Origin of the sequence: Aggregatimonas sangjinii (assembly GCF_005943945.1) — a bacterium.
Classification (GTDB): domain Bacteria; phylum Bacteroidota; class Bacteroidia; order Flavobacteriales; family Flavobacteriaceae; genus Pelagihabitans; species Pelagihabitans sangjinii.
In genome coordinates, this window is record NZ_CP040710.1 from 2606790 (window position 1) to 2629835 (window position 23046).

General features: G+C 38.4%; 24 protein-coding genes and 1 tRNA gene. 16 read left to right on the top strand and 9 right to left on the bottom strand.

What is annotated here, in order from left to right; translation table 11 throughout:
* Window positions 1-210: 210 nt before the first annotated feature.
* Entirely contained in the window at window positions 211-1170 is a 960-nt protein-coding gene (locus FGM00_RS10810; RefSeq protein WP_138852918.1) for an FKBP-type peptidyl-prolyl cis-trans isomerase, read from the bottom strand.
* Between the two features lie 87 nt (window positions 1171-1257).
* Between FGM00_RS10810 and FGM00_RS10815 the strand changes: the two genes are divergently transcribed.
* Together FGM00_RS10815 and FGM00_RS10820 are read left to right on the top strand one after the other, a co-directional pair.
* On the top strand, window positions 1258-1659 hold the full coding sequence (locus FGM00_RS10815) for an RNA-binding S4 domain-containing protein (RefSeq protein ID WP_138852919.1): 402 nt from the start codon (window positions 1258-1260) through the stop codon (window positions 1657-1659).
* 52 nt (window positions 1660-1711) lie between these two features.
* Window positions 1712-2209, top strand: a complete 498-nt coding sequence (locus FGM00_RS10820) for a phosphoribosyltransferase family protein (RefSeq protein ID WP_138852920.1) — start codon at window positions 1712-1714, stop codon at window positions 2207-2209.
* On the opposite strand, the gene FGM00_RS10825 is transcribed toward FGM00_RS10820, so the two are convergent.
* Complete coding sequence (locus tag FGM00_RS10825; protein ID WP_138852921.1) at window positions 2201-2716, bottom strand: shikimate kinase; 516 nt, start codon at window positions 2714-2716, stop codon at window positions 2201-2203. The genes FGM00_RS10820 and FGM00_RS10825 overlap by 9 nt on opposite strands.
* Window positions 2717-2854: 138 nt before the next feature.
* On the opposite strand from FGM00_RS10825, the gene FGM00_RS10830 reads away from it, so the two are divergent.
* From FGM00_RS10830 to FGM00_RS10875, 10 genes are all read left to right on the top strand, one after another.
* Window positions 2855-2927, top strand: a tRNA-Lys gene (locus FGM00_RS10830).
* 243 nt (window positions 2928-3170) lie between these two features.
* Window positions 3171-4394, top strand: a complete 1224-nt coding sequence (locus FGM00_RS10835) for a site-specific integrase (protein WP_138852922.1) — start codon at window positions 3171-3173, stop codon at window positions 4392-4394.
* Between the two features lie 234 nt (window positions 4395-4628).
* Entirely contained in the window at window positions 4629-5117 is a 489-nt protein-coding gene (locus tag FGM00_RS10840) for an asparaginase domain-containing protein (RefSeq protein WP_236262757.1), read from the top strand.
* Window positions 5118-5126: 9 nt separating this feature from the next.
* Window positions 5127-6035 carry a helix-turn-helix domain-containing protein gene (locus tag FGM00_RS10845; protein WP_138852923.1) on the top strand — a complete coding sequence of 303 codons (909 nt, stop codon included), beginning with the start codon at window positions 5127-5129 and terminating at the stop codon, window positions 6033-6035.
* Between the two features lie 249 nt (window positions 6036-6284).
* A complete protein-coding gene (locus FGM00_RS10850; protein WP_138852924.1) occupies window positions 6285-7130 on the top strand; it encodes an RteC domain-containing protein in 846 nt (281 codons plus the stop codon).
* Window positions 7131-7404: 274 nt separating this feature from the next.
* Window positions 7405-7686 (top strand): helix-turn-helix domain-containing protein, encoded by a 282-nt coding sequence (locus tag FGM00_RS10855; protein ID WP_138852925.1) that lies wholly within the window; start codon window positions 7405-7407, stop codon window positions 7684-7686.
* Window positions 7687-7692: 6 nt separating this feature from the next.
* Window positions 7693-8340 (top strand): hypothetical protein, encoded by a 648-nt coding sequence (locus FGM00_RS10860; protein WP_138852926.1) that lies wholly within the window; start codon window positions 7693-7695, stop codon window positions 8338-8340.
* Entirely contained in the window at window positions 8324-8980 is a 657-nt protein-coding gene (locus tag FGM00_RS10865; protein WP_138852927.1) for an ATPase, read from the top strand. Before FGM00_RS10860 ends, FGM00_RS10865 begins: the two co-directional genes overlap by 17 nt.
* Window positions 8981-9008: 28 nt before the next feature.
* Entirely contained in the window at window positions 9009-10124 is a 1116-nt protein-coding gene (locus FGM00_RS10870) for an exonuclease/endonuclease/phosphatase family protein (protein ID WP_138852928.1), read from the top strand.
* A 117-nt stretch (window positions 10125-10241) separates the two neighbouring features.
* Window positions 10242-10442, top strand: a complete 201-nt coding sequence (locus FGM00_RS10875; RefSeq protein WP_138852929.1) for a CsbD family protein — start codon at window positions 10242-10244, stop codon at window positions 10440-10442.
* Window positions 10443-10552: 110 nt separating this feature from the next.
* Here FGM00_RS10875 and FGM00_RS10880 read toward each other — a convergent pair whose 3' ends face one another.
* The gene (locus FGM00_RS10880; RefSeq protein WP_138852930.1) at window positions 10553-12610 is read right to left on the bottom strand and encodes an ATP-dependent helicase; all 2058 of its coding nucleotides are present in this window, start codon (window positions 12608-12610) and stop codon (window positions 10553-10555) included.
* 127 nt (window positions 12611-12737) lie between these two features.
* Window positions 12738-14120: an exonuclease domain-containing protein gene (locus FGM00_RS10885; protein ID WP_138852931.1), complete on the bottom strand. Its 1383-nt coding sequence runs from the start codon at window positions 14118-14120 to the stop codon at window positions 12738-12740.
* A gap of 95 nt (window positions 14121-14215) precedes the next feature.
* On the opposite strand from FGM00_RS10885, the gene FGM00_RS10890 reads away from it, so the two are divergent.
* From FGM00_RS10890 to dnaE, 3 genes are read left to right on the top strand one after another with little or no spacing between them, the layout of a single operon-like run.
* Window positions 14216-14491, top strand: coding sequence for a hypothetical protein (locus tag FGM00_RS10890; protein ID WP_138852932.1), 276 nt, complete (start codon window positions 14216-14218; stop codon window positions 14489-14491).
* 19 nt (window positions 14492-14510) lie between these two features.
* Entirely contained in the window at window positions 14511-15668 is a 1158-nt protein-coding gene (locus tag FGM00_RS10895; RefSeq protein WP_138852933.1) for a DNA polymerase Y family protein, read from the top strand.
* 2 nt (window positions 15669-15670) lie between these two features.
* Entirely contained in the window at window positions 15671-18721 is a 3051-nt protein-coding gene (dnaE, locus tag FGM00_RS10900) for a DNA polymerase III subunit alpha (protein ID WP_138854690.1), read from the top strand.
* A 135-nt stretch (window positions 18722-18856) separates the two neighbouring features.
* On the opposite strand, the gene FGM00_RS10905 is transcribed toward dnaE, so the two are convergent.
* From FGM00_RS10905 to FGM00_RS10925, 5 genes are all read right to left on the bottom strand, one after another.
* Window positions 18857-19351 (bottom strand): DUF4385 domain-containing protein, encoded by a 495-nt coding sequence (locus tag FGM00_RS10905; RefSeq protein WP_138852934.1) that lies wholly within the window; start codon window positions 19349-19351, stop codon window positions 18857-18859.
* Window positions 19352-19396: 45 nt separating this feature from the next.
* On the bottom strand, window positions 19397-20125 hold the full coding sequence (locus FGM00_RS10910) for an SOS response-associated peptidase (RefSeq protein ID WP_138852935.1): 729 nt from the start codon (window positions 20123-20125) through the stop codon (window positions 19397-19399).
* 159 nt (window positions 20126-20284) lie between these two features.
* Window positions 20285-20761, bottom strand: coding sequence for a hypothetical protein (locus FGM00_RS10915; protein ID WP_138852936.1), 477 nt, complete (start codon window positions 20759-20761; stop codon window positions 20285-20287).
* A gap of 11 nt (window positions 20762-20772) precedes the next feature.
* Entirely contained in the window at window positions 20773-21741 is a 969-nt protein-coding gene (locus FGM00_RS10920) for a hypothetical protein (RefSeq protein ID WP_138852937.1), read from the bottom strand.
* A 185-nt stretch (window positions 21742-21926) separates the two neighbouring features.
* Window positions 21927-22583, bottom strand: a complete 657-nt coding sequence (locus tag FGM00_RS10925) for an N-acetylmuramoyl-L-alanine amidase family protein (RefSeq protein ID WP_236262758.1) — start codon at window positions 22581-22583, stop codon at window positions 21927-21929.
* 153 nt (window positions 22584-22736) lie between these two features.
* On the opposite strand from FGM00_RS10925, the gene FGM00_RS10930 reads away from it, so the two are divergent.
* Window positions 22737-23024 carry a hypothetical protein gene (locus tag FGM00_RS10930; protein ID WP_138852938.1) on the top strand — a complete coding sequence of 96 codons (288 nt, stop codon included), beginning with the start codon at window positions 22737-22739 and terminating at the stop codon, window positions 23022-23024.
* Window positions 23025-23046: the final 22 nt, after the last annotated feature.

The following is a 23046-nucleotide window of genomic DNA, read 5'->3' on the forward strand; positions in this document are numbered from 1 at the left end:
ATTGTATTGACACAAAATAATTCTTAAAAACATACTGAATAAAAAAAGAGAGTGTCTATAAAGTATAACCTATACGTCATTACGAGCAAAGTGAAGTAATCTGTTTTTTCAAACCACGGGTTACAGATTGCTTCGTGCCTCGAAAAGACGGCTGAAAGTACTTTTTAGACACCCTCTTTTTTTGCTTGAATTCCTTCGTTCAGGAAGCTTTTAGCTATTGTCCGGGTCTAAATAGTCCGGAATACCATCCCCATCGGAATCGGGGTAAGTGACATTACCTTCGGCATCTATCTCAATTTCCTGCCGCGTTAAGATACCATCATTGTCGTCGTCAGTGTCCAAGTAGTTCGGTACAAAGTCATTCTCCTCGTCGGTATTGTCGTTAACCGGATTTCCATCCCCGTCCAAATCCTCTACAATACTGGGTACACCGTCCCTATCATGGTCGGCCGTATTGGCGATTAACAATTGAACATTGAAAATTAATGGTGCATAAGTCTGCCCTGGTTGTGTGCCACCAAAATAGGCCAAACCGGAGGGCATGAAAATAAGGCCTACACCGAAGTTGTCTATCTCAAAGGTGCCATCATCGTTCACAATGATATCGCTTCCAGATTTGAATTTGGGCAGTCCCCTTTTGAAACCGGTAATTGTTCCGGGATTGGCCTGGGTTAGGGTGCCTTGTAAATCCAACCAAATTGGCGCTCCGATATTACTATCGAAAATAGTACCGTCTAAACGAGACCCTTCATATTTTAAATAAACAGAATCTACGACAGTTGGTCTTTCACCTTCCCCAACACCCGTATCCAAATAATAGAGCGTGTGGGCGATATCGTTTTCCTCTTCAGTTAATCCAAATTGCGAAGAAGAGACCAGAACCGTCTCCTGTTCGACCTGAGCGGAGAGCGGTTCGATATCACTATCGGTATCGGACGTGATGGTATCTATACGAATCTTAAAATCGAAACCCTCAGGAGGATTCTCAAATTCTTGGTAATTGTAATAATGAGACTCCAGATAGGCTTTAATCGCAGCGTCATCTTCAATAGTCTGGTCGGCCAAAAGCCTTGGTGGTATCGCCTCTGGAGCATTTTCATCATCCTTTTTGCAGGAAGTTGCAACCACTCCGATACAAAACAGTACTACTAGAATCCTTTTTATTTCCATCTATGCGATATTAGCTGTATTCAGGGGCGCAAGATACAATTTTCCCTTACTTTTGTGGAAGACCTTAACAAAGAATTTTGATAGACGATGCGTATTGACAAATACCTTTGGAGCACCCGCTATTTTAAGACCAGGAACATTGCTACTACCGCCTGTAAAAAAGGGCAGGTAAAGGTAAATGGTCAAGCCGTGAAGCCTTCAAGGGAGGTCTATCCGATGGATGAAATCGTCGTTCGTAAAAACCAAATCAACTATCAGCTCACGGTACTCGATATTCCCGCCAGTAGGGTCGGTGCGAAATTGGTCGACATCTATCGAAAAGATACTACCCCGAAAGAAGCTTTTGAACAAAACGAATTACTTAACTATTCAAAAGACTACTACCGCAAAAAAGGAAGCGGTAGGCCTACAAAGAAAGACAGAAGGGAAATCGAAGGGTATTTGGAAGAACCAGAAGCCCCCTCGCGCCCATCTTCGGAAGCAGAATAACGTATGCTTTTAGAATTCGTTCTTTATCTTTGGTTGGTAAACTTCTTTTTCAATGGAAAATACGATTCTATCCCATCAGCAAATTCAGCACACCATCAGACGCATTGCCTATCAGATCTATGAAGCCAATGTTGATGAAAAGGAAATTGTCATCGCAGGTATTGAAGGCGGCGGATTGAATTTTGCCAAAAAAATACAGCTGGTGTTGCGAAAAATAACCCAAGCCGATATTTTGCTATGTAAGGTGACCATGGACAAGTCCGACCCTTTAGCGAGCGGGGTAACCACTTCTATAGGAACGGAGCAATACCAAGATAAGTCAGTAGTTTTGGTTGACGATGTGCTTAATTCAGGTACCACATTGATTTACGGGGTACACCATTTTTTAAAAACCCCGCTCAAGCAATTGAAAACGGCCGTCCTTGTCAATAGAAACCATAAAAAGTATCCTGTAAAAGCGGATTATAAAGGTATCTCTTTAAGTACTTCACTAAAAACCCATGTGCAGGTGGCATTTGCCCCCAAAAATGACATGGTCTACTTAGACTGATAGTTTCGCTATTTCCGATACGATTTCCGAGTTACCCTTTCCATCACAAGAAATCACATGATGGGCCTGGTTGTAAAAATAACTGCGCTCAAAAAGATGTTTTCCGATAAACTCCGGCAATTCCTCGGTGGGGATGTTCTTTATCAAGGGACGTGCGGCCTTCTCGCCTTCCAGGCGTTGCACAAGAGCAGGAAGAGATAATTTAAGGTAGTAGCTCATCTGGGTCGCCTTTAAAATGGCAGCCATATTATTGCCGTAACAAGGCGTTCCACCACCTGTAGCTAATACAAAGCTTTCTTCCTTTTGCAGCACTTCCTGAAGGTATTGGTGCTCTTTTTTTCGAAAGTAAATCTCCCCTTTTTCGGAAAAAATAGTGGGAATACTTATTCCTTCGGCAGTTTCGATGTAGTCGTCTAAATCAACAAATTTAAAAGAACTCCGTTCAGCCAGCTTCCTGCCAACCGTCGATTTTCCGCTACCCATATACCCTATTAAAACTATCTTCAAAGTTTCGCTTTTGGTAAAAATGATGGATTTTTTTCCAAATTCAAAGAAAAGGGAAATTTCTTAAGAAATCGACTTGTTAAATAAATTATTGAACTTATATTTGCAGCCGCTAAGGAAGAAACTTAGCACTGAAATTTTGACCTGGTAGCTCAGTTGGTAGAGCATCTCCCTTTTAAGGAGAGGGTCCTGGGTTCGAGCCCCAGCCAGGTCACTTAATCGGATGTCATCCGAGACCAAAACCTTGCTAATCTTATGATTTGCAAGGTTTTTTGTTTTTAGAGAAGTCATTTGATATGATGCCAATTGATTTAAAATGTCTACAAATCGTCTACATTTTTTTAAATCGTCTACAAAATCGTCTACACTTCTTTAACTTGACTTAAAATAAGGAAAACTCCTTGCTAGTTGATTTGACTTTTGTCTCAATTATTGTTTAACAATTAGGACAACAACTATGCGAACAACTTCAACATTATCAGTTCTATTTTGGATTCACAGCCATCGAGTAGATAAAAATAATTTATCAACTGTAAATGCTCGAATTACCGTTAGCGGTAAAAAAGTAATCATGAGTTTAAATCAAAAAGTTGATGTGGATTTATGGGATTCCAAACGCCAAAGGGTCAAAGGGACTGGCAGAACTTCGAAAACCATTAATAACTACTTAGATGAAGTAAGGTCAGAACTTGTATTTTGTTATCGAGATTTAAAGTTAGAATCGAGAGTACTTACCCCACAATTAATTAAAGCTCGCTATCTAGGTGAGGACAAAAAAGTTCATTCTTTAAAAGATATTTTTGAATATCATAATGACAAAATGGGTATCAAACTTGCTACTAAAACCCTGTGCCATTATAAAACAAGTCAAAAGTATATTCTAAGTTATATTTCTAAGGAATACAAAAAAGAGGATATATACCTCCAAGATTTGGACTACGAATTCGTAATAGGCTTTGAGAGCTTTTTACGTTCATATCAGCCAAGACACTATCAAGGTCGCATTGGCAACAATGCCGTAATGAAACACATTCAAAGACTCAGAAGAATGACCACTTTAGCCTATCATATGGAGTGGATAGCCCGTGACCCCTTTGTGAAATTTAAACCAAAAATAGAAAAGAAAGAGCGTGAATTTCTTACTAAGAAAGAACTTGAACGCATAGAACAGTTTTCCACTTCTTTTGAGAGACTAACGGTAGTTAAAGACCTATTCGTGTTTGGTTGCTATACTGGAATATGCTATGGTGATATTATGGACTTGACCAAAAATAATATTGTTAGAGGTATTGATGGCAATCAATGGCTAATGGCAAATAGAAATAAAACAGGAACTCCTTTCAAAATTCCGATTCTACCTGTAGCTGAAAAATTAATTCACAAATACCAGAATCATCATCGTACACACTTCAATGGTAAGTTATTGCCCTCCATTTCCAACCAAAAACTTAACAGTTACCTAAAAGAAGTAGCAGACCTCTGCAACATAGAAAAGAACCTTACTTTTCATATGGCCAGACATACTTTTGCTACTACGGTAACTCTTACTAATGGCGTGCCAATAGAAACGGTATCAAAGCTACTGGGACATACCAAGCTGGCTACAACTCAAATTTATGCCAGGGTAGTCGAAAGAAAACTAAGTGAGGATATGATGCTTCTTAGACAAAAATTAGGTTAGCGTGTACATGGACGAGCCACTCAATGAGCTAAAGTGGAATAACTATAGGAAAAGCCTATGATAGGTCGTTGGAGGTATTTATTAGTTTAAATCTATTTCATATGTAAGATTTTTAATATTAATTACGTATCTTATTGAGTATAAACGGCCTACCTAAACCCCGCTCAACCAAATATTTCTTTTCGAAAACAGTATTTTAAAAGTTTGTGCTTTTATTGAGGTGAAAATTTGCTAATGATAATTTGGATAATTACAACAGGTGGTACAATTGAAGGACTTGAATATAATAATGAGTCCGAAAAAAATGAGGCAACCGTTTCCATCGAAAGTTTATTGCAAGAAATCAACGTATCGTTCGAATACTGTATTGATTGTGCTTTTTCAAAAGATAGTCGATTCATCACTCCAGATGATAGAGCGTTGTTAAACGAAAAGATAAATGCCATTAGCTCAAATCATGTACTAATCACCCATGGCACAATTACCATGGTAGAAACAGCTACCTATCTGGGAAAACTTGATATTAATAAAACCATTGTACTTGTAGGTTCCTTTGTTCCAGGGACTGAGAAAAATTCAGACGCAAGCTTCAATTTAGGATATGCTATTTGTGCATTACAAACATTAGAAAAAGGGGTTTATATTGCCATGAACGGCAACGTATTTTCTTGGGACAAAGTCAGGAAAAATGTAGCTAAAAACAGATTTGAATGTTCGTCATAAATAATCAGCATGTTTGGTACTTCAATACATTGGACAACCTTTTTTCTACTATTGGTAGATACCTTCATCCTGATTTTTGTTTTTATAAAATCTTCAAACCTCCGGCATAGTAATCTCAATGGTTATTTAATTCTCGCGGGGCTTTTCGTTCTTTATAATTTGACAGGTGGGTTTTTGCCATTTGAAGGATTCCCCGGGCCTTTTATTTTACAGTACGTAATCACCTACGGTGTGGCCATGGTTACAGGCGTTTACTTATTCTACTACATTTATAAGCAATACGATATTCAGGTTTTAGGTCAACTTTTGACCATAAAAAATTTAGCTATTTACGGAGCATTATGTTTTCTAGGTCTCTTTTTAATTCCCTACTTCATAACGGATTCACTGAACATCGCTAGAATATTTTTTGCAATTCCCTTATCGATTATCTGCCTTTATTTTCTCTTCGCTTTTTACATGAGAATTTCCAAACAAAAGAATCCGAGTTCGTTTGGTTTGAGGCGAAATCGTCTTTCGGTATTGAGTGTAAGTTGTATGGCACTTTTACCTTTGCTTACAGTTATTGGAGATAATCAATGGCTTACATTTCCTATAGTCAATACATCTTTCTTTCTTATTTCGGCTATAGAGGTTGATCGCTATATTTATCTGTTGGAGCATCGTGATAAGATGAGCAAAGTATTTAACGCCTACAAGAAATCGGGGAAACAAGGTTTAGCTCCAACTTTGATAAGCAAAGGTCTAACAAGACGTGAAATTGAAATAGCATTGTCAATATTTGATCGCAAGTCATATAAGGAAATTGGTGATGAATTTTTCATCGCGGAAAGAACAGTCTCTAAACACGCCTCCAACATTTTTAAGAAAACAGGTGTTAAAAACAAAATCGAATTCTTGAACCGGTTTGGGGAGTAATATTTTCCTTTTAAAAGAATTTCAACACTTGTAGCCTATTACGTATTAATCTACGCCTTAACCCGTAGTGATATACGTTACTTTCCAACTCCATTTCTTGACTTAACTTACTATATTTAAATGCTATGCCATTAAAAAGAAACTCAATTTTAACTTCGCTTATGAATATTAGGGTGCTTTGAATTACTGATTACTATGCATCTTTGTAGGGTCACTTTTTGGATATAGTTTTTAAACTGAATCGATTAAATGATTGTGCGCCTCAAAGAAATATCGAACGAATTTTCATCTCAGCTAGATGATATTGAAGCTGGGAATCATAAAATTAAGGATTGCGCTAATAGCTCCATAATTCTATGTCGCCGAACATTGCATAGACTTAAAAGCCTACTTCTTCAAAAAGATTTTAAATCGGTAGATAATGAAATTGATTTTTTCAGGAATATCAAGCAGATTTCTGCCACTCCCCTAATTTACTATTCAGAAGTACGTTCGTTTGAACTTCAATTTCCCATGGCTAATACCCATACACAGAGAAAGTATATCAATAAAAAACTCACCAAACTGAATCGATTTTTTAATCTCAATATCGATTTTGTACAATACATAGAGAATGGTCATACCCATTTCGACCAACAATACTTTACTAGAACATTCTTAGACTCCTATCACATCATCTCGTCCAAGTTTTATTTTCAAGATCCTGATTTTACTACTGCTCGCGATATGTTGTTGGGGAAAATAAAAGCGTATCGTAAATTTATTGAATATCTTCAGAATAGACCAACAGAGAAAAGACAAGACTATAGTACTAATCAGTCAAAAGCTTTTGACTCTATTTCTAATTTAAAATGGACATCATCTAAGGCAGCTCTTACTGAACTTGTGTATGCCCTATATGTAAATGGAGCTCTTAATAATGGTAATGCCGAGATTAAGGAAATTGCTATGGCACTACAGAAAGTCTTTCACTTTGACATGGGTGACTTCTACAAAATATATGCTGAAATCAAATTTCGGAAAAACAGTAGAACGAAGTTCATGGACACCCTTTCTACAGGCCTTATTTCATTTATGGACGAATCAGAAAATTAGATTTCGCAAAACCGTACTACGGTTGAACTCCTGTTTTGTAATTTCTTATTAAAATATGTCACTTTCAAACGCCAAAAAGCGCAATCCCTCCCTTCAAATTGAATCAAAACACATCAATTAGCAAGATGTTAAATTTTCACCGTAGTCCTGTTGTACTGGTGAACAAAGCCCATTAAATCAAATCAAATTTGTCGAACAAAAGTCAAATCAGGTCAGGGACTATCATCTAAAAAACTTAACCATTGATGGTCCCTTTCTTAAAAATCGATTTATTATGGCGACTAGCATAATTACTACAGATGACCTCCGGGAGTTCAAATTGGAACTACTTGACGACATAAAGAAATTACTCACCAAACAATCAGATGCAAAATTAAAGAAGTACCTAAAATCAGCGGAGATAATGGAGTTACTTCAAATTAGTCAAGGCACATTACAGAACCTTCGAATCAATGGTACAATACCCTATACAAAGATGGGTAATATCATTTTCTATGATTCTGATGAGATTCAAAAAGTCATGCTTTCCAATCGCATTCACAATAAAAGAGATTAAGGATGTATGAACTACATAAAACAACTCAATGCAGCCTTTCAATTGATTGTGGACGATTCCAGGCTCAACCCAACTCATGTAAGCTTGTATATGGCATTGTTTCAACTCTGGAACATTACCCGCTTCTCGAAGGTGTTTTATATCAACCGACAAGAGGTGATGCAACTTTCAAAAATAGGCTCAAAAAGTACGTATCACAGATGTTTAACCGATTTAACAAACTGGAAATATATTGAATACCTCCCCTCTCATAATATGTACAAAGGCAGCGAAGTAAGGATGCCCATTTTTGGGACAAGCTCTGAACAAGCGCTGGCCAACCATGAAACAAGTAATGGACAAGTATTGGTATCTAATACAAACAGCACTAAACAAAAAGAAAACAATAGTAAACCTAAGCTACCAAAAAATGAAAATGAAGTAATTGATTTTTTTAAAAGTAAAGATTGGCCCGTATTAGAAGCAAAGAAATTTTATAACCACTACACAGCCATTGGTTGGAAAATAGGTGGCAAAATAAAAATCGTGAATTGGACGGGAAGCGCAGCGAACTGGGTACTAAAAGCAAGTAAAATAGAAAACGAAAAAGAGCAGTCCCATTTTAAGGACAACCTTCGAACCACTAAAATAAAAGACTATGGTGAACCCCTCTAAAATAAATGAAGGTGGCGTACAATACTCCATCGGAAAGTTTGACGGTCAAACCGTTGTCTATGATTTCCCTAAAGTTCTTGTGTATTTGAACGCTAAAGGAAAGCTTCTTTTTGGAAAGGATTTTAAAATCATTGAAGAAGACCACCAAATCATCTTTAAACTCTGCAACTACTTTGTGAAAGACCTTGAAAAGTGCGCAAAGAATGATATCGACCCAGAAAAAGGAATCCTACTTACTGGTCCCGTGGGATGTGGAAAAACCAGCCTAATGCGATTACTAAAACATCTGGTGCCCATGCAAAGACCTTATCGTGTTATTCCTGCACGAAATATCGTTTTTGGGTTTAACCACATAGGCTATAAAACTATTGAAGATTATGGCAATGGTCAATTCTTCTGCTTTGATGATTTGGGGGTGGAGCCTATTGGTAGACATTTCGGTAAAGACTGCAACGTAATGGGGGAAGTACTCTTGTCCCGTTATGAGCTCTTCTTGAAAACCAAAATTAAAACACATGCCACAACAAATTTAAGTGCCAAAGAATTGGAAGACATGTACGGCAATAGAGTACGTAGCCGAATGCGGAAGTTATTCAATTTGGTGGCCTTTAATAAAAACGCCAAGGATAAAAGAAAATAAGCCCATAATGGGCATTACAAATCACATTATGAAAATAGCAACATTCAACATCCAGAATTTATTCCATAGAGACAAAAGTCTTATTGATGTACCCAGGGGAAAATGTGTTACAGATTGGATTCGAGAACTAGACACCATCATGAGAAAATCAAGTAAAACAATTTCAGAGCAAGAACGCATTCGAGAGTTATCTTTTCTACTGGGATTTGAGAAAACCAGTCCCCTGCCCTATGCAGTTCTGAGAAGAAAAGCGGGGTTACTCTACCTGAAAGGTATTCACCATTCTACAGAAATACGAGCTGGTCATTTGACAAATTGGAACGGATGGATAGAACTACAAACCAAACCCATACCGCCTACCGCAACCGATAATAAAGCACAGGTAATTGCTGATGTTAATGCAGATATTTTGCTACTGCAAGAGGTCGAGGATAGAGCATCTTTAGAAGATTTCAATCAGAAGGTGTTGCCCAAGTTCGATTGTAGGCCCTATGACCATTCTTTTGTTATTCAATGTAATGATATGAAAGGATTGGAAATTGCTATTCTACTGCGTGAAGGCTATACTTTACAAACCATAAAAACCCATTTAATCGGAGGTTACAGCGACCAATTTCAAAACCTTATCGAGTATGAAATAAGTAGTCCAAAGTCAGAGAAAATATATATTCTAGCGACTTACCTGGCTAAACAAACGGCTGATATAAAAATAGCGGATACTATTCGAAAAAGCCAAGTAGAAAATATTGCCAGAATCTATAAAACACTCTTAGCCCAAGGAAAGAAAAACGTAATTATTGCTGGCACATTTAACACCCCATCATATTGTGATTCATTGGCTCCCCTATTTCAAAATACCGATGCCAAAGACATCACTAAGCATTTTTCTTTTGAAGTTATTACGGATGATGGTGATGACGCAACCTACTTTCGTTTAGGCGCGTATAGAATGGGTGTAAACATCAGGCAGAAAGATTATTTGTTGTTCTCTCCAGCTCTCTTTGATCAAATGCAAAACAGCGGGCTAAATCGCAAGGCGATGTGGCCGACTAAAAAACCACAATGGTTCATTTATAAGACGGTAACCAGTAAATATACAGCCGCTAGTGAACATCCGTTGGTTTGGGGAAAAGTACTCATCTAAATATCAATATTTTGGCGATGTCATCACGTTTTTTAATGAGGTTAAAAGTTATAGCATATAGGTCAAGAGCCTTGGTCAAAATCAATTAATTTACTTTATAATCTTAAAATATTTATTATGTCAGCACCATGGAAAGATAAGCTCAAAGGAAATTGGAACGTCGCGAAAGGAAAAATTAAACAAGAGTGGGGAGACTTAACTGATGACGACCTTGATTACCAAGAAGGTAAAGAAGATGAATTGGTCGGCCGCATTCAAAAGAAGACCGGTGAGAGCAAGGAGCGTGTAAACGAATTCTTGGACAATATGAAATATTAAATTAACTTTCAACAAGATGAAATCCCGCTTTTAGCGGGATTTTTCATTATTCATGCTATTGCTCTTAATAAACATTGCATATTCACAACTGGAAAGGATATTTCCTTATTTCAGCTAAAATCCATTCCAGAAGACAAGTCAATCTTATTCGGTGTTGAAGCATCTTTGACTTTTCCAAATTTGTGTTCGACCACTATCTGTTCAACTAAGTTCTCAGGCAGTTCGTTAAGAAAATAAGTGTCTGCATCATCTGTCCTTTCACCTTTATTATTCGGTATGCTGCTTTGATGTACGGCAGATATGGAAGCAGTATTCCGGGTCATTATCAACCTGTTCTTTGCACGTGTTAGAGCAACGTAGAGAACGCGCCTATCTTCTTCAATTTCATCCAGATTATCCAATGACCATGCAGATGGAAAGGCTTTGGGTGATACATTGAGTATAATGCACACATCCGCTTCCAGTCCTTTTGCTGAATGAATCGTAGATAGGATAACATGGTCTTTATTCTCGTCAGTATTAAGCTTAGACTCACTTAGTACATTAACACCATTCATATTCTCTGAATTATCAAGCAATCCTTCCCCTATAAATTCCCCAAGGGTGGGATAACTTTTTGCAAGCAGCTTTAATACGGGAAAATCTCCTTTTCTTTTTTCATTCCAATCTCGTCTGTATCGAAATGCCAAACCTAACGACATGGCCTCATATGCGGTATCGACCATTTGACCAACGTCATTTTCCATTTTAATAGATTCGTACAACTTGGCTATTTTACTACCATCTTCCCCTGGCATAGCATTTTGAAGAATTTTCGGAATGTCCCCCTCCTCTACATTTTCAATGACCTGCTGAAGGATTCGCGATGCCCGAACTTCGCCAACTCCTTCTTGAAACGTTAAAAAACGAATCCATGCAATTTCATCATAGGGGTTGTTCACAATGCGTAACAAAGAAACCAAATCTTTAATGTGTGCCGCCTGCATAAATTTTCGACCGCCATAGGTTACGTAGGGAATCTTTCGCCTGATAAAGACAGCCTGTAATGACTTCGAATAGTATTGAGACCTGGCCAGAATTAAATGGTCCGAAAAGGTTCTATCCTCATCTGTGAAGTTTTTCAGTATTTCATCCGCGACCCAATTGGCTTCTTGCCATTCGTCACTAACATTTACAAGCTGCGGTAACTCACCTTTACCTCGAATCGATTGCAATTTCTTATTGTAATCTATCGGTGACTTTTCCAGCAGCCAATTCGATATATCCAAAATCTCTTGAGTGGAGCGATAGTTTTTTTCCAATTTATAAACCTCGGATTCAGGAACTCGTTCTTTAAAAAGGTGCACGTTCCTGAAATCAGCACCACGAAAAGAGTAGATGGACTGCGCGTCATCACCAACGCAAAATAACTTACAGATATTGACAAAAGGGTCTAACAACTCCCATTGCAGCGGATTGGTGTCCTGCATCTCATCCACTAGCAGATAGTCAAGGTGTTGCGACAGAATATCCCTCGCCTCGGGATTGGTTCGCAACTGTGTCGATACCACCAAAAGCAGATCGTCATAATCCAAATACCGTTGCTCGCCTTTTTTTTGTTGATAGGCCCTTAGTATATTCTCGACATGTGGCTTTATCGTGGAAATCTCGTAGTCAGTATCGGCGTCCTTCTTATTCTTAAAAAGTTTAACTCGAAGACTCTCTGTTAAGCTCTTTTTAGTATTTCGAGCCAACGAATAGATATCGATAAGCTGCTGCGGTTTTATACGTAGTTTGCCAAAATCTAGATTTTGGTTCCCACAAACCATTTTCATAATACTCAGCTGGTCATCAGGGTCAATTACCGTATAAGTCGCCGCACCGAAAAGATTCGGAAAGCGTACAATCAATTGGTTGCACCAAGAATGAAAAGTTGCGCCGCTCAATGAATTTCCATCTGATTTGGGCAAGGTTGCTTTGACCCTTTCCACAATTTCATTGGCGGCTTTTTTAGTAAAGGTGAGTATCTGTATTTTCGAGGGGTCTATTCCCGTTTCAATAAGATAAGCAGCCCTAGCGATAATGGTCTTGGTCTTTCCGGTTCCAGCCCCGGCAAGAACCAACAAATGTCGGCCATAGAACTCGACCGCTTTCTTTTGACCATCGTTAAGTGTATCGGGAGTATTCATAGTGCCACTAAGGTAAAATTTAAATTATTCATCGAATGCTCATCTATGTAGTAAATTAATTTCTCTTCTATGATGTTAAGCACGCAGATAACGGAATCTTTTGATGCCAAGATTAATTTGGATGCTTTTATAGAACTATTTCTTCGGGCACCATTAACTTTATGGATTTTGGGTTAGCATTTAAATAACTGGCAATGATACGCATGGTATGGTAGGTATTTTTTTTAGCTGTTAGGAATGTCTCCAGATCGATAAGGCCTTCGATGCCCTGATCCCTATCGAAAAAACCATATCCTTGGTAAAGACTGTCTTTTACCAAAACAAAGCCATGTTCACCTTCCGTACGACCCTTGCAGATAATGGCATAGTTATCCCTATTCTTATGAAGCTCCAAAATAGCACGTTTCGCTCGAATATTATAAATGGCCACGGACTCTTTTCCTTTACAGACCTTGTTACAATCTTTGATGACGTAATGGGAACAGCTCTCCGTACTGCTCTGTAATCCTGTAAACCTAGGGCATAGCATGAACTCCTCACAAATTCTCCTTAGCTTGGCAACCGCCTCCTCGCGTTTGTAATAGGTGACCGCTCCCAAATCCGCTGCGGATTTTCTATCGATGGCAAATTGAATAATTCCTTTTCTGTTCACATAGTGGATAATACAATAGGGCGCTCTCAACTTCTTTTGAGCTACGTTGAACATCGGATAGTGGTTCTGAATTTCGTCCGCTTCCAATAACAATGCGATAAGTTCGTTGCCGGTCTCTAGAAAATCTACGGTTGCGGTCGCTTGGCAAAGGTCATATTCCTTATTCTTTTTATCATAGAAATGACTGAGCACACGTTCTTTAATTCTAACGCCCTTCCCGACATAGATTATCTTTCCTTTGGCGTTTTTAAAATAGTAAACGCCTGGTCGCTGTGGAAGATTTCCGATAATTTCCCTATCGATATTTGGGGCCAGGGTGGTCTTTCTTGAATTCAGAAAAGAATCGAAAACAATACCACCATCGTCAAGGCTCATCAATCGCTGAAAGAGAATAACTGTGGCATCCGTATCACCTTCGGCGCGATGCCGGTTGATGAGTGGAATCCCCAATGTTGAGCATAGACGTCCTAAACTGTAGGAAAGTTTACCCGGCATCAACTTTTTCGCAAGTCGTACCGTACACAGTTTTTGACGATTAAAATTATAACCCAGATACCGAAATTCGGAACGCAACACCGTGTAATCAAAGGTAACATTGTGCGCTACAAAAACCGCATCTTCGGTAATCTCGATAACTTTTGCGGCTATTTCCTCGAACAGCGGGGCAGTTCGTACCATGTCATCATCAATCCCTGTTAACCCGGTTATAAAATTTGGAATTCGAACTTGTGGATTTACCAACGAAACGAACTTCTCTAAAATCTTTTCCTCGTTCATCCGAACGATACAAATCTCCGTAATACGGTTGTTCCGAATGCCCTTTCCAGCGGTTTCGATATCTACAACGACATAGTCCATTTCGTTAAAATTTTATTTCGTTCAGTAAAAATACTATAACCAATGGAATTAATCCATAATTTTGGATATATTCCATGATATTTAAAATTTAGGAGATGATGAACTACCCAAACTTGATACGTTTAGAAGAAGAAATTAAAGTTTTATTGGATTATAGATTGGTGGAATATCAATATGAGCAAGTGATTGTGGAGGCGTATTATGCAATGGATAAGACTGTTATGTGCCGTATAGAATTATTTGGCTCGGAGACTACTATAGCGCATCGTATGGCCAAATATGAAGCTGAGCTTAAGGAGGGATACTATTATGAAGCAGAGCAAAAATTAATAAATCAGATGGAGCCTAAGTCCATCAAACAAGCAAGCTGAAGATTTTGGATAATTAAAAATGGAAAGAGCGATAGTACATATGGATATGCATGATTACTACATTGCATGTGAGCGTTTGGCAAATTCATCCTTGCAGCAAATGCCCCTAATCATAGGTGGCGGAGCGAACCGGGGGACAGTTGCTGCCTGTTCCAAAGAAGCTGCCAGATTCGGGGTTCGCGTATCGATGCCCACAGGCTATGCCTTAAAGTTATGCCCAAATGCGACCGTGCTCAAAGGAGATTATGGTTCATACGCCAATAAGTCAAAGGAGCTTACCGAAATCATCAAGGAGCATGCACCGGTAGTCGAGAAATCGTCAATCCATTCGTTCTATTTGGACATTACCGGTATGGACCGATTTTTTGGCTGTTACGATTGGACTAAAGAACTTTCGGTACAAATTTCAAAGAACTCTGGTCTTGACCCATCCTGGGCATTATCGGTCAATAAAACCGTTTCAAAAATAGGAGCAGTAGATTCCACTCCCAGAACGCCAAGATTTTTGGAGCAGGATAAAGTCCAGCATTATTTAAATCCATTGCCGATACAAAGACTACCGCAAATCGGCGATACTACTTTCCAGCTGCTATCGAGGATTGGCATACGCCAAATCGGCAAAGTTTCTGAAATGCCACCCATGGTGCTACAGAAAATGCTGGGAAAGCGAGGCAACACCATTTGGCAACATGCGAACGGTATCGATAGAGAACCCGTAAAACCATATTCCGAAAAGAAAGCGGTATACATGGAACACAATTTCGAGATGGACTGTATTGACCTGCAAACCATAAAAACCCAGCTAATGGCCATGGTTGAGCAATTATGCTTCAAGCTCAGACAGGATAACCTCGTAACCGCGAAGGTCATCGTCAAGGTAAAATATAATAACCTTGATACGGAAACCAAACAATCCCGACTACCTTATACTTCGCTAGATCACATTCTAAAAAAAGAAGTGCAGCTACTGTTCTCCAAATTATACCACAGAAGAATGCGTCTAGTAAAGGTTGGTGTTCGTTTCTCCGACATCGTATCGGGTTCGCATCAAATCAATCTCTTCGAAGATACTGGTGAAATACTATCCCTATACAACGCCCTCGATTCTATTAGAAACAAGTACGGAATGAATGCCGTTGGTACTTCTTCCGCTTTTCAAAATTTCGGGACGAAATGAAGATGTTCCTCAACTGCCACTCATACCATAGCTTAAGATATGGTACAATTCCATTAGAGGAACTTGTGGAATTGGCCTCGCAGTTGGGTGTCACAACCTTGGGTCTTACCGATATCAATACGGTGACAGGCATTTACGATTTCATTCGACTGTGCGCCGCAAAAAATATCAAGCCTATTGTTGGTATTGAATTTCGAAATGATGATGAAAAGCTATATACCGGACTTGCAAAAAATATGAAAGGTATTGGTGAGCTATGTAAATTTTTGACGGAATATAATCTTAGCAAAAAACTGCTGCCAAACTTAGCGCCAAAGCTTAAGAATGCTTTCATGGTCTATCCACTCTCCAATGCTCCCGTGCGTTTGGAAAAGAATGAATTTCTTGGAGTGAATGGATATGAGGCTACCCAGTTGATAAAACCGGTCTATCAAAAATTACTGAGAAAGACAATTGCTTTTCCATCCGTGACGATTCGCAACGGGGAAGAATTCGAGCTTCATAAAACGCTTCGATGCATCGACCATAATATCCTGTTATCACAATTACCGGAGCATGCACATTGTCATCCTTTTGAAGTGATGGATACTTCAAAGACCTTAGAAAAACAATTTTCAAGATATTCCGGTATTATTCGCAATACCCAGAAATTGGCCAAACGCTGCACGTTCAAATTTGATTTCACGGTACCAAGGAATAAAAAGCTTTATACGGGTACAAAGTCCGGGGATATGCTATTGTTAAGTCAGTTGGCCGAGGACGGAATTGTTAGACGCTACGGTACAAAAAACAAGGCTGCTCAAGCTCGAATGAAAAAGGAGCTTAAAGTTATCGGTGAGCTCAACTTTACAGGGTATTTCTTAATCACTTGGGACATCGTTAGATATAGTCAGAGCAAAGGGTTTATGCATGTCGGTCGCGGAAGTGGCGCGAATAGTATTGTGAGTTACGCCCTTGGCATTACGGATATTTGCCCAATGGAGCTTGATTTATATTTTGAGCGCTTCCTGAACCAAAATAGAAAGAGTCCACCAGATTTCGATATCGATTGGTCTTGGCAAGAACGTGATGAAATTCTGGATTATATCTTTAAAAGGTTCTCACCGGGTCATGTAGCATTTTGCGGAACAATCGTGGAATTTAAACATCGTTCCATTATGCGGGAGCTTGGAAAGGTTTATGGGTTGCAAAAGGCTGAGTTGGACCAACTTTCTAGAAACGGCTTACAATCTAGCGGAACAGATTCGGTTGTTGACCGTGTAGCCAAACTTGGTGCTATGCTTCTAGGGTTCCCCAATCAAAGAAGTATGCATGCCTGCGGTGTGATCATATCCGAAGAACCTATAACCAATTTTTCAGCTTTGGAGATTAAGCCGAAGGGTTTTCCAATCGTTCAGTTTGATATGCACATTGCCGAAGATATCGGTTTCGAGAAGTTCGATATTCTTAGCCAACGCGGATTGGGGACTATAGCCAGTACGGTTGAATTGGTCAAACGAAACAAGGGCATCAGTATCGATATTGAACAAATAAATGAATTTAAGAACGATACCCAATGCAATACGAACCTAGAAATTGGAAATACTTTGGGATGCTTTTATATCGAGAGTCCGGCCATGCGTGGCCTCCTCAGAAGATTAAAATGTAATGACTATCCTACCCTTGTGGCCGCTTCGAGCATCATCCGGCCTGGGGTAGCGAAAAGTGGAATGATGAAGGAATATATTTTTCGCCACAACAACCCTAACAGCTTTGAATATTTCCATGAGGTATTTGAGGAATTTTTAGGTGACACATACGGTATTATGGTTTATCAAGAGGATGTTATTAAAATTGCCCTTCATTATGGTGGCCTTGAAGCGACATATGGTGACATTTTACGAAGGGCCATAAGTGGTAAATCCCGCTCCAAAAAAGAAATAGAAAGTCTAAAATACATGTTTTTCGAATCCTGCAAAAGATTAGGTCGTAATGAACAATTGAGCGTAGAGGTCTTTAGACAAATCGAGAGCTTTGCTGGGTACTCGTTTTGCAAGGCCCACTCCGCATCCTACGCTGTCGAAAGTTATCAGAGCCTATATTTAAAGACGTATTACGGAATAGAGTTTATGGTCTGTGCTATAAATAATGGAGGTGGTTTCTATCGTACGGAAATTTATGTCCATGAAGCCAAGCGTGCGGGGGGCAATGTTCTTGTACCCTGCGTGAACAATAGCGAACAGGAGACTATTTTGAAAGGTGAGGATATCTATCTTGGTTTCGGTCTTATAAAATCCATGGATGAAAAACTGGCTGTGCAGTTGGTTGAAGAAAGAAGAGCGAATGGCGATTATACTTCCTTGGAGAATTTTCTATCAAGAACACATATTGGTGGGGAAACTTTACAAACTTTAATATTTGTGGGTGCATTTCGGTTTACCGGAAAACCGAAGAGCGACCTTATCATCAGAGCCAAAATGTTGCAATCTAGGGAAGTATCGAAGTCGCCCACCCTTCTCATGGAAGAGCCGATACAAGAATATGAATTTCCGATAATGGAGCGTAATGGTATCGAAGATGCATTCGATGAAATAGAAATCCTTGGGTTTTCGGTTTCACGTTCTCCATTTGAACTTTTAAAAACAAAGTATCGCGGCGACATCATGAACAAACAGCTTCTTGACAATTACAAGAAAACGGTACGTATGCTCGCTTATTTGGTATCAACAAAGCAAGTGCCTACCAAAAACGGGAATATGTATTTTGGAACATGGATTGATCATGATGGAGATTATTTCGATTCGGCTCATTTTGCAACCTCTCTAAAAAAATATCCATTCAAAGGTGGTGGCTGCTATCTACTGCTAGGCCGTGTGGAAGTAGATTTCCATTTTCCAACCGTTGTGATATCCAAGATGGAAAAAATGCCCTTCGTTCCTGATCCTAGATATGAAAGCGGTACAGATCGGGATTATAAAGTACATGAAAGATTAAAGGAAGATAGAAGTATAACGCACCGAGCGCCATATCCTCAAGAGCATGAAATTGGGTTGCCACGGTCTCGGATGTCATAAGTGACTTATTATATTTGAGTAACGCAATAGGACATTACTAAACGCAAACCTATGATTGGCTGACGTACTTTAAAATATGGTCAAAATGTGTTGCGAAATCATGGGTTCCTAACAACTTCATGAAGGAAATAAATTTTATCGACCGTACTTCTGAATAAAGTCTTCTCTTAATTCGAGATAAGGTTGATAAGCCTTGGCTTCATCCCATTTGGCCTTAAAAATTCTTGCAGACTCAGCTTTTATCGGGTCCTCTACACCACGCAGCTTTTGTAGTCGACCATTACTGCCACTAACACCCTTTTTATCATCTGGTACTGGACCAATATACTTTTTACCTCCACTATAATTGGCATAACGACGAGCTCTTGTAAAACCCATCTGTAGAAATTTCCTTGCCATATCGGCCCCAATAAAATCGTTGCTGTTGATATACTCAAGAAACAGCGAATATATCATTTCCGAGGATTTCTTTGCAACCTCTGGATTTTTGAATTTCCAGTGGGGTAAGATTTCAGATTTATATGGTTCTACGGTCAGAACACCTTGTTCTCCTTTACCAATAACATATAATCCTGGCTCACTGCGCAAATCAAGATTCTTGTAGTCCAAGGTATAATCAAATTGACGCATTTTTAATAAGTGTCTAAAGGTCAGTGGAGGTGATTCGTTTACAATTTAGAATAAGCTTCCCTGCTCATTAAGTTCGGGATAGTCAACTTTAGTAATGGCGACAGGGGTATTCTTCTCCGTAAATTTTGGTTTATAAAGTTCTTTTGTAACAGGATAACATTCAAACTCTCTGTTCGTAAAACCGATCTTCATTAGTTCGTTGATATTTGCTTCGTTTAAATCATCTCGCAACCATTCCTCGGTATATTCAGGGTCTAGGACCAAAGGCATCCGTTTTTTCCTATTGTGCACTTCCTCAAACTGTTCGTTTGCTTCGACGGTGATAATCGTACAGCTGTGCAACTCCTCATCTAATTCGCTGTAGATGCCTGCGAACATAAACAAACTATCATCTGGATGATGACAAAAAAAAGGATAGGCATTTCCCCCTTTGTGGTGCGGTTCAAAAAATCCATTTGCCAGAATCAGACATCTATTCGTTATCGGAAAATCTTTAAAAGATTTCTTCTCAAAAATTGATTCTGAGCGAGCATTATTTGTGTAGTTCTTTTTCAAAAACTCACTCACATCGCCTTTCATCGCCCACTTCGGTACAAGACCCCACATAGCAGGACGAATCAATTTCGGCTCCTTTTGTGGAATGATATACAAATTAGAATGATTAAAAGCAGATTGGAAGAAATACGGCTTGTATTCCATAGGATAACGAAATTGCCGCTTCGTCTCCTTCTCGATTTCTGTTTCAGTTTTGGTAATGGTAGTTGAGTAGCACATAGTATAAATATACTATATCGATGGCAGACAGAAAACCACATCGGTCAACATAAAAGAATTTAACACTAAAACCAAAGCTATCAGTATTTATACTTCAGCTAGTTTATCAGAACGAAAAAACTTTAAAAGTCATTCGGTACCAAAATAATCTTTACTTATTCAATCTTTGTTTTGTAAATCTAGAATTTTTCCTAAAAGTAAGACACATCTAAAAAGTGCCATAGTAATTAAAAGTACAGGGATAACCAATGATGCAAAAAGGATAGCTTCACTAAAATTTTGAGAAAAGGCCTTAATTAAAAAAGAGGATAGAGCAACGCCCAATAAGACTTTAATAGAATTTTTTAGTATTACTGTGGTGGTTGGATACAGAGAAGTATTAAAGAATAAACTTAGAGCAGAGTCGTAGTCTTTGATTAAAACCTTCTTTTTAGAATTAGCCTTAAAAGTAACTAATACCGTCAAAATTGTCAGAATGAATCCTGCACTAGTAAATGCAATATTAGCCAAATCACTATATAAATTTTGCAAAAAAGCTAACTCTGGAACTTTAAATTGAAACTCGCATAATGATACATACAATGCAATCGCAACAAAACCTGAAAATAGGATGTCACATAAAATAGGCTTTTTCAAATAGGTGTTTATCATTTCAACTCCTCAACAATTCTAGTAAAATCGTCTTCTATTAGACGATAGCTATTTTTTAAACTAATATCCTCACTAACATCTACTTTTTTGGTCACAATTTTCTTATCCTTCAAAAGATTGAAGCTATCTTCATTCCCAAATCCATCCTCAAATACGACATCAAATTGATCATAATAGAAAGCCTCCGTCGGTTCCTTCTTAAAAACACTTAACGCCTTATTAAACATATTAGTAGCTATCTTGTTCTGCTTTCTTTCAATATCTCGTTTGCGATTTTTCTTGAAAAACGCTTCCACACGTAAAAATTCCGGCTTGTATATTTTCGACACCAAATCGAACCCACTAAAGAACTGCTTTTTTAATTGCTCATTTATAAGTTCTAAATTTGATGGGCGCATTTTAATGTTAAAACTTAAAACATTTTTTACTTTTTCTAGAGCATTATCCAAAGTGTCATTCATGTAAACAGTTAAATCAGCAGTCCTTGCGAGTTGTAAATCATCTCTAGCAACCATTTTCAAATAAAATTCGATATCTGCGATATTAGGGCCATTATGGTTCTTCTCAACACAAATAAAATTCTTATCGGTACTGAAATCGATAAAAAAATGAGTTACTTCAACAATTTCACCGAGATTACTGATACTTTCCAAACTAAAAGTACCCTTCTTTTTTATTTTGGGACGACGACCTTTCCTAATTAAAGCCATGGTAAATCTCGCTCTTCTATCTTTGGGAATAATAGTTGCGCTTGATAAAAATAGCTCACGTTTAGGTAATTTTGACCTGTTTTCATTTCTATCTTTTAATAAACCTTTTCCCTGCTGCTTAATATTTGCCAGATGATATAACGTATCGGTGCAAATTTTATGACTATCATGAGTTAATCGCTTGTCAGCAAAAGGCTTGAAGGAAATTGAATAGAAATAATAGTTAAGTTCTTGTAATTTAGTTTTTTCCGCCATTAGTAAAGTAAGTGTCTAACATAATGACTAAAAATACCTAATGTCTGTGCATGATAATTTAAGTTTTTAAAATTGTTTTAACATATTAATTAACACGAAGTTTCTTTCCTAAACAAAAGTTCTAATAATTACCTTAACAACCTCCCTCAAACACCGAACAACCTCCAAATACAACTCTCCCATAACTATCTGTTTTTAATAATCGATTCCAGTATCGCAAGTCCGATACCATTATGTTTTTCTTCTTTGTTCAAGTGTCCGGCTTCATCAATAGAGGATAAGAAACCCAACTCCAATAAAACCGCAGGGCAGCTATCGGTAGTTTGGCGCAGCACCTGAAAGTTTGCCAATTTAACTCCCCTACTCCTAAAACCAAGCATATCATGTAGTTCATCTTGTATAAAATTTCCCATCCGAATTGAAGCCTTTGTATATCGTTTTTGCTTTTCATCTACATATACCTCTGTTCCTTTAGCCCTTTTGTTTACAGCTTGATTGCAATGCAATGAAATAAAGACATCAGCCTTCAACCCTTTGGCTAGCCAAGTTCTATCTCTTAAAGAAATTAATGTATCACTACATCGGGTCAGGTAGATGTCAAATCGGCTATCGTATAGTATTGTGTTTAGACTATCCAACTTTTTAGCAATACTCAAAACGATATCCTTTTCAGCAACTCCATTTACGCCGATTGCTCCGGTGTCACTTCCTCCGTGACCTGGGTCAATGACGACAATTTGCTTAGTAGGACTTTGCCCATAGCAAATTGATAAAAGTGCTAGATAAATAAACGCAGTCAGTAGATAATTTAAAATGTCCATATCATTACTTCTTGTTTGCACAAAATGCAACGATTACTTCCTTTCCATAAGAATCTTCCAAAATTTAACAGCGTACCGCGTTAAATTTTAGAGGATTTCTGTCATAATGAACCATCAGCAATAGATTTCGCAATAATTAATTCTAACCGCCATATAAGGCTAAATCTATTTACAATGAAAAAATCTATTCTTGCGCTTGCCGCATTGCTATTTATCACAGCTCCCGCCTTTGCTCAAATTGGGGGTATCGAAGATTCCGTTAACGATGTTGGAGATACCATTCGGGCCATATTTCCCATTCTATTGGGAGTCATCTTCTTAGTCGGTTTCTTATTTAATGCCGGACACTTTTTTGGAGAGAATGCAGACCTTAAAAAAGGTATCACCCGCGTATTGGTCTTCGTACTTATCGCTGGAGCCGTAGTGGGCATCTTTACCTACCTAATCTCAATCGTAGTCTAACCCGCACAGCGGGCCTTTGTAC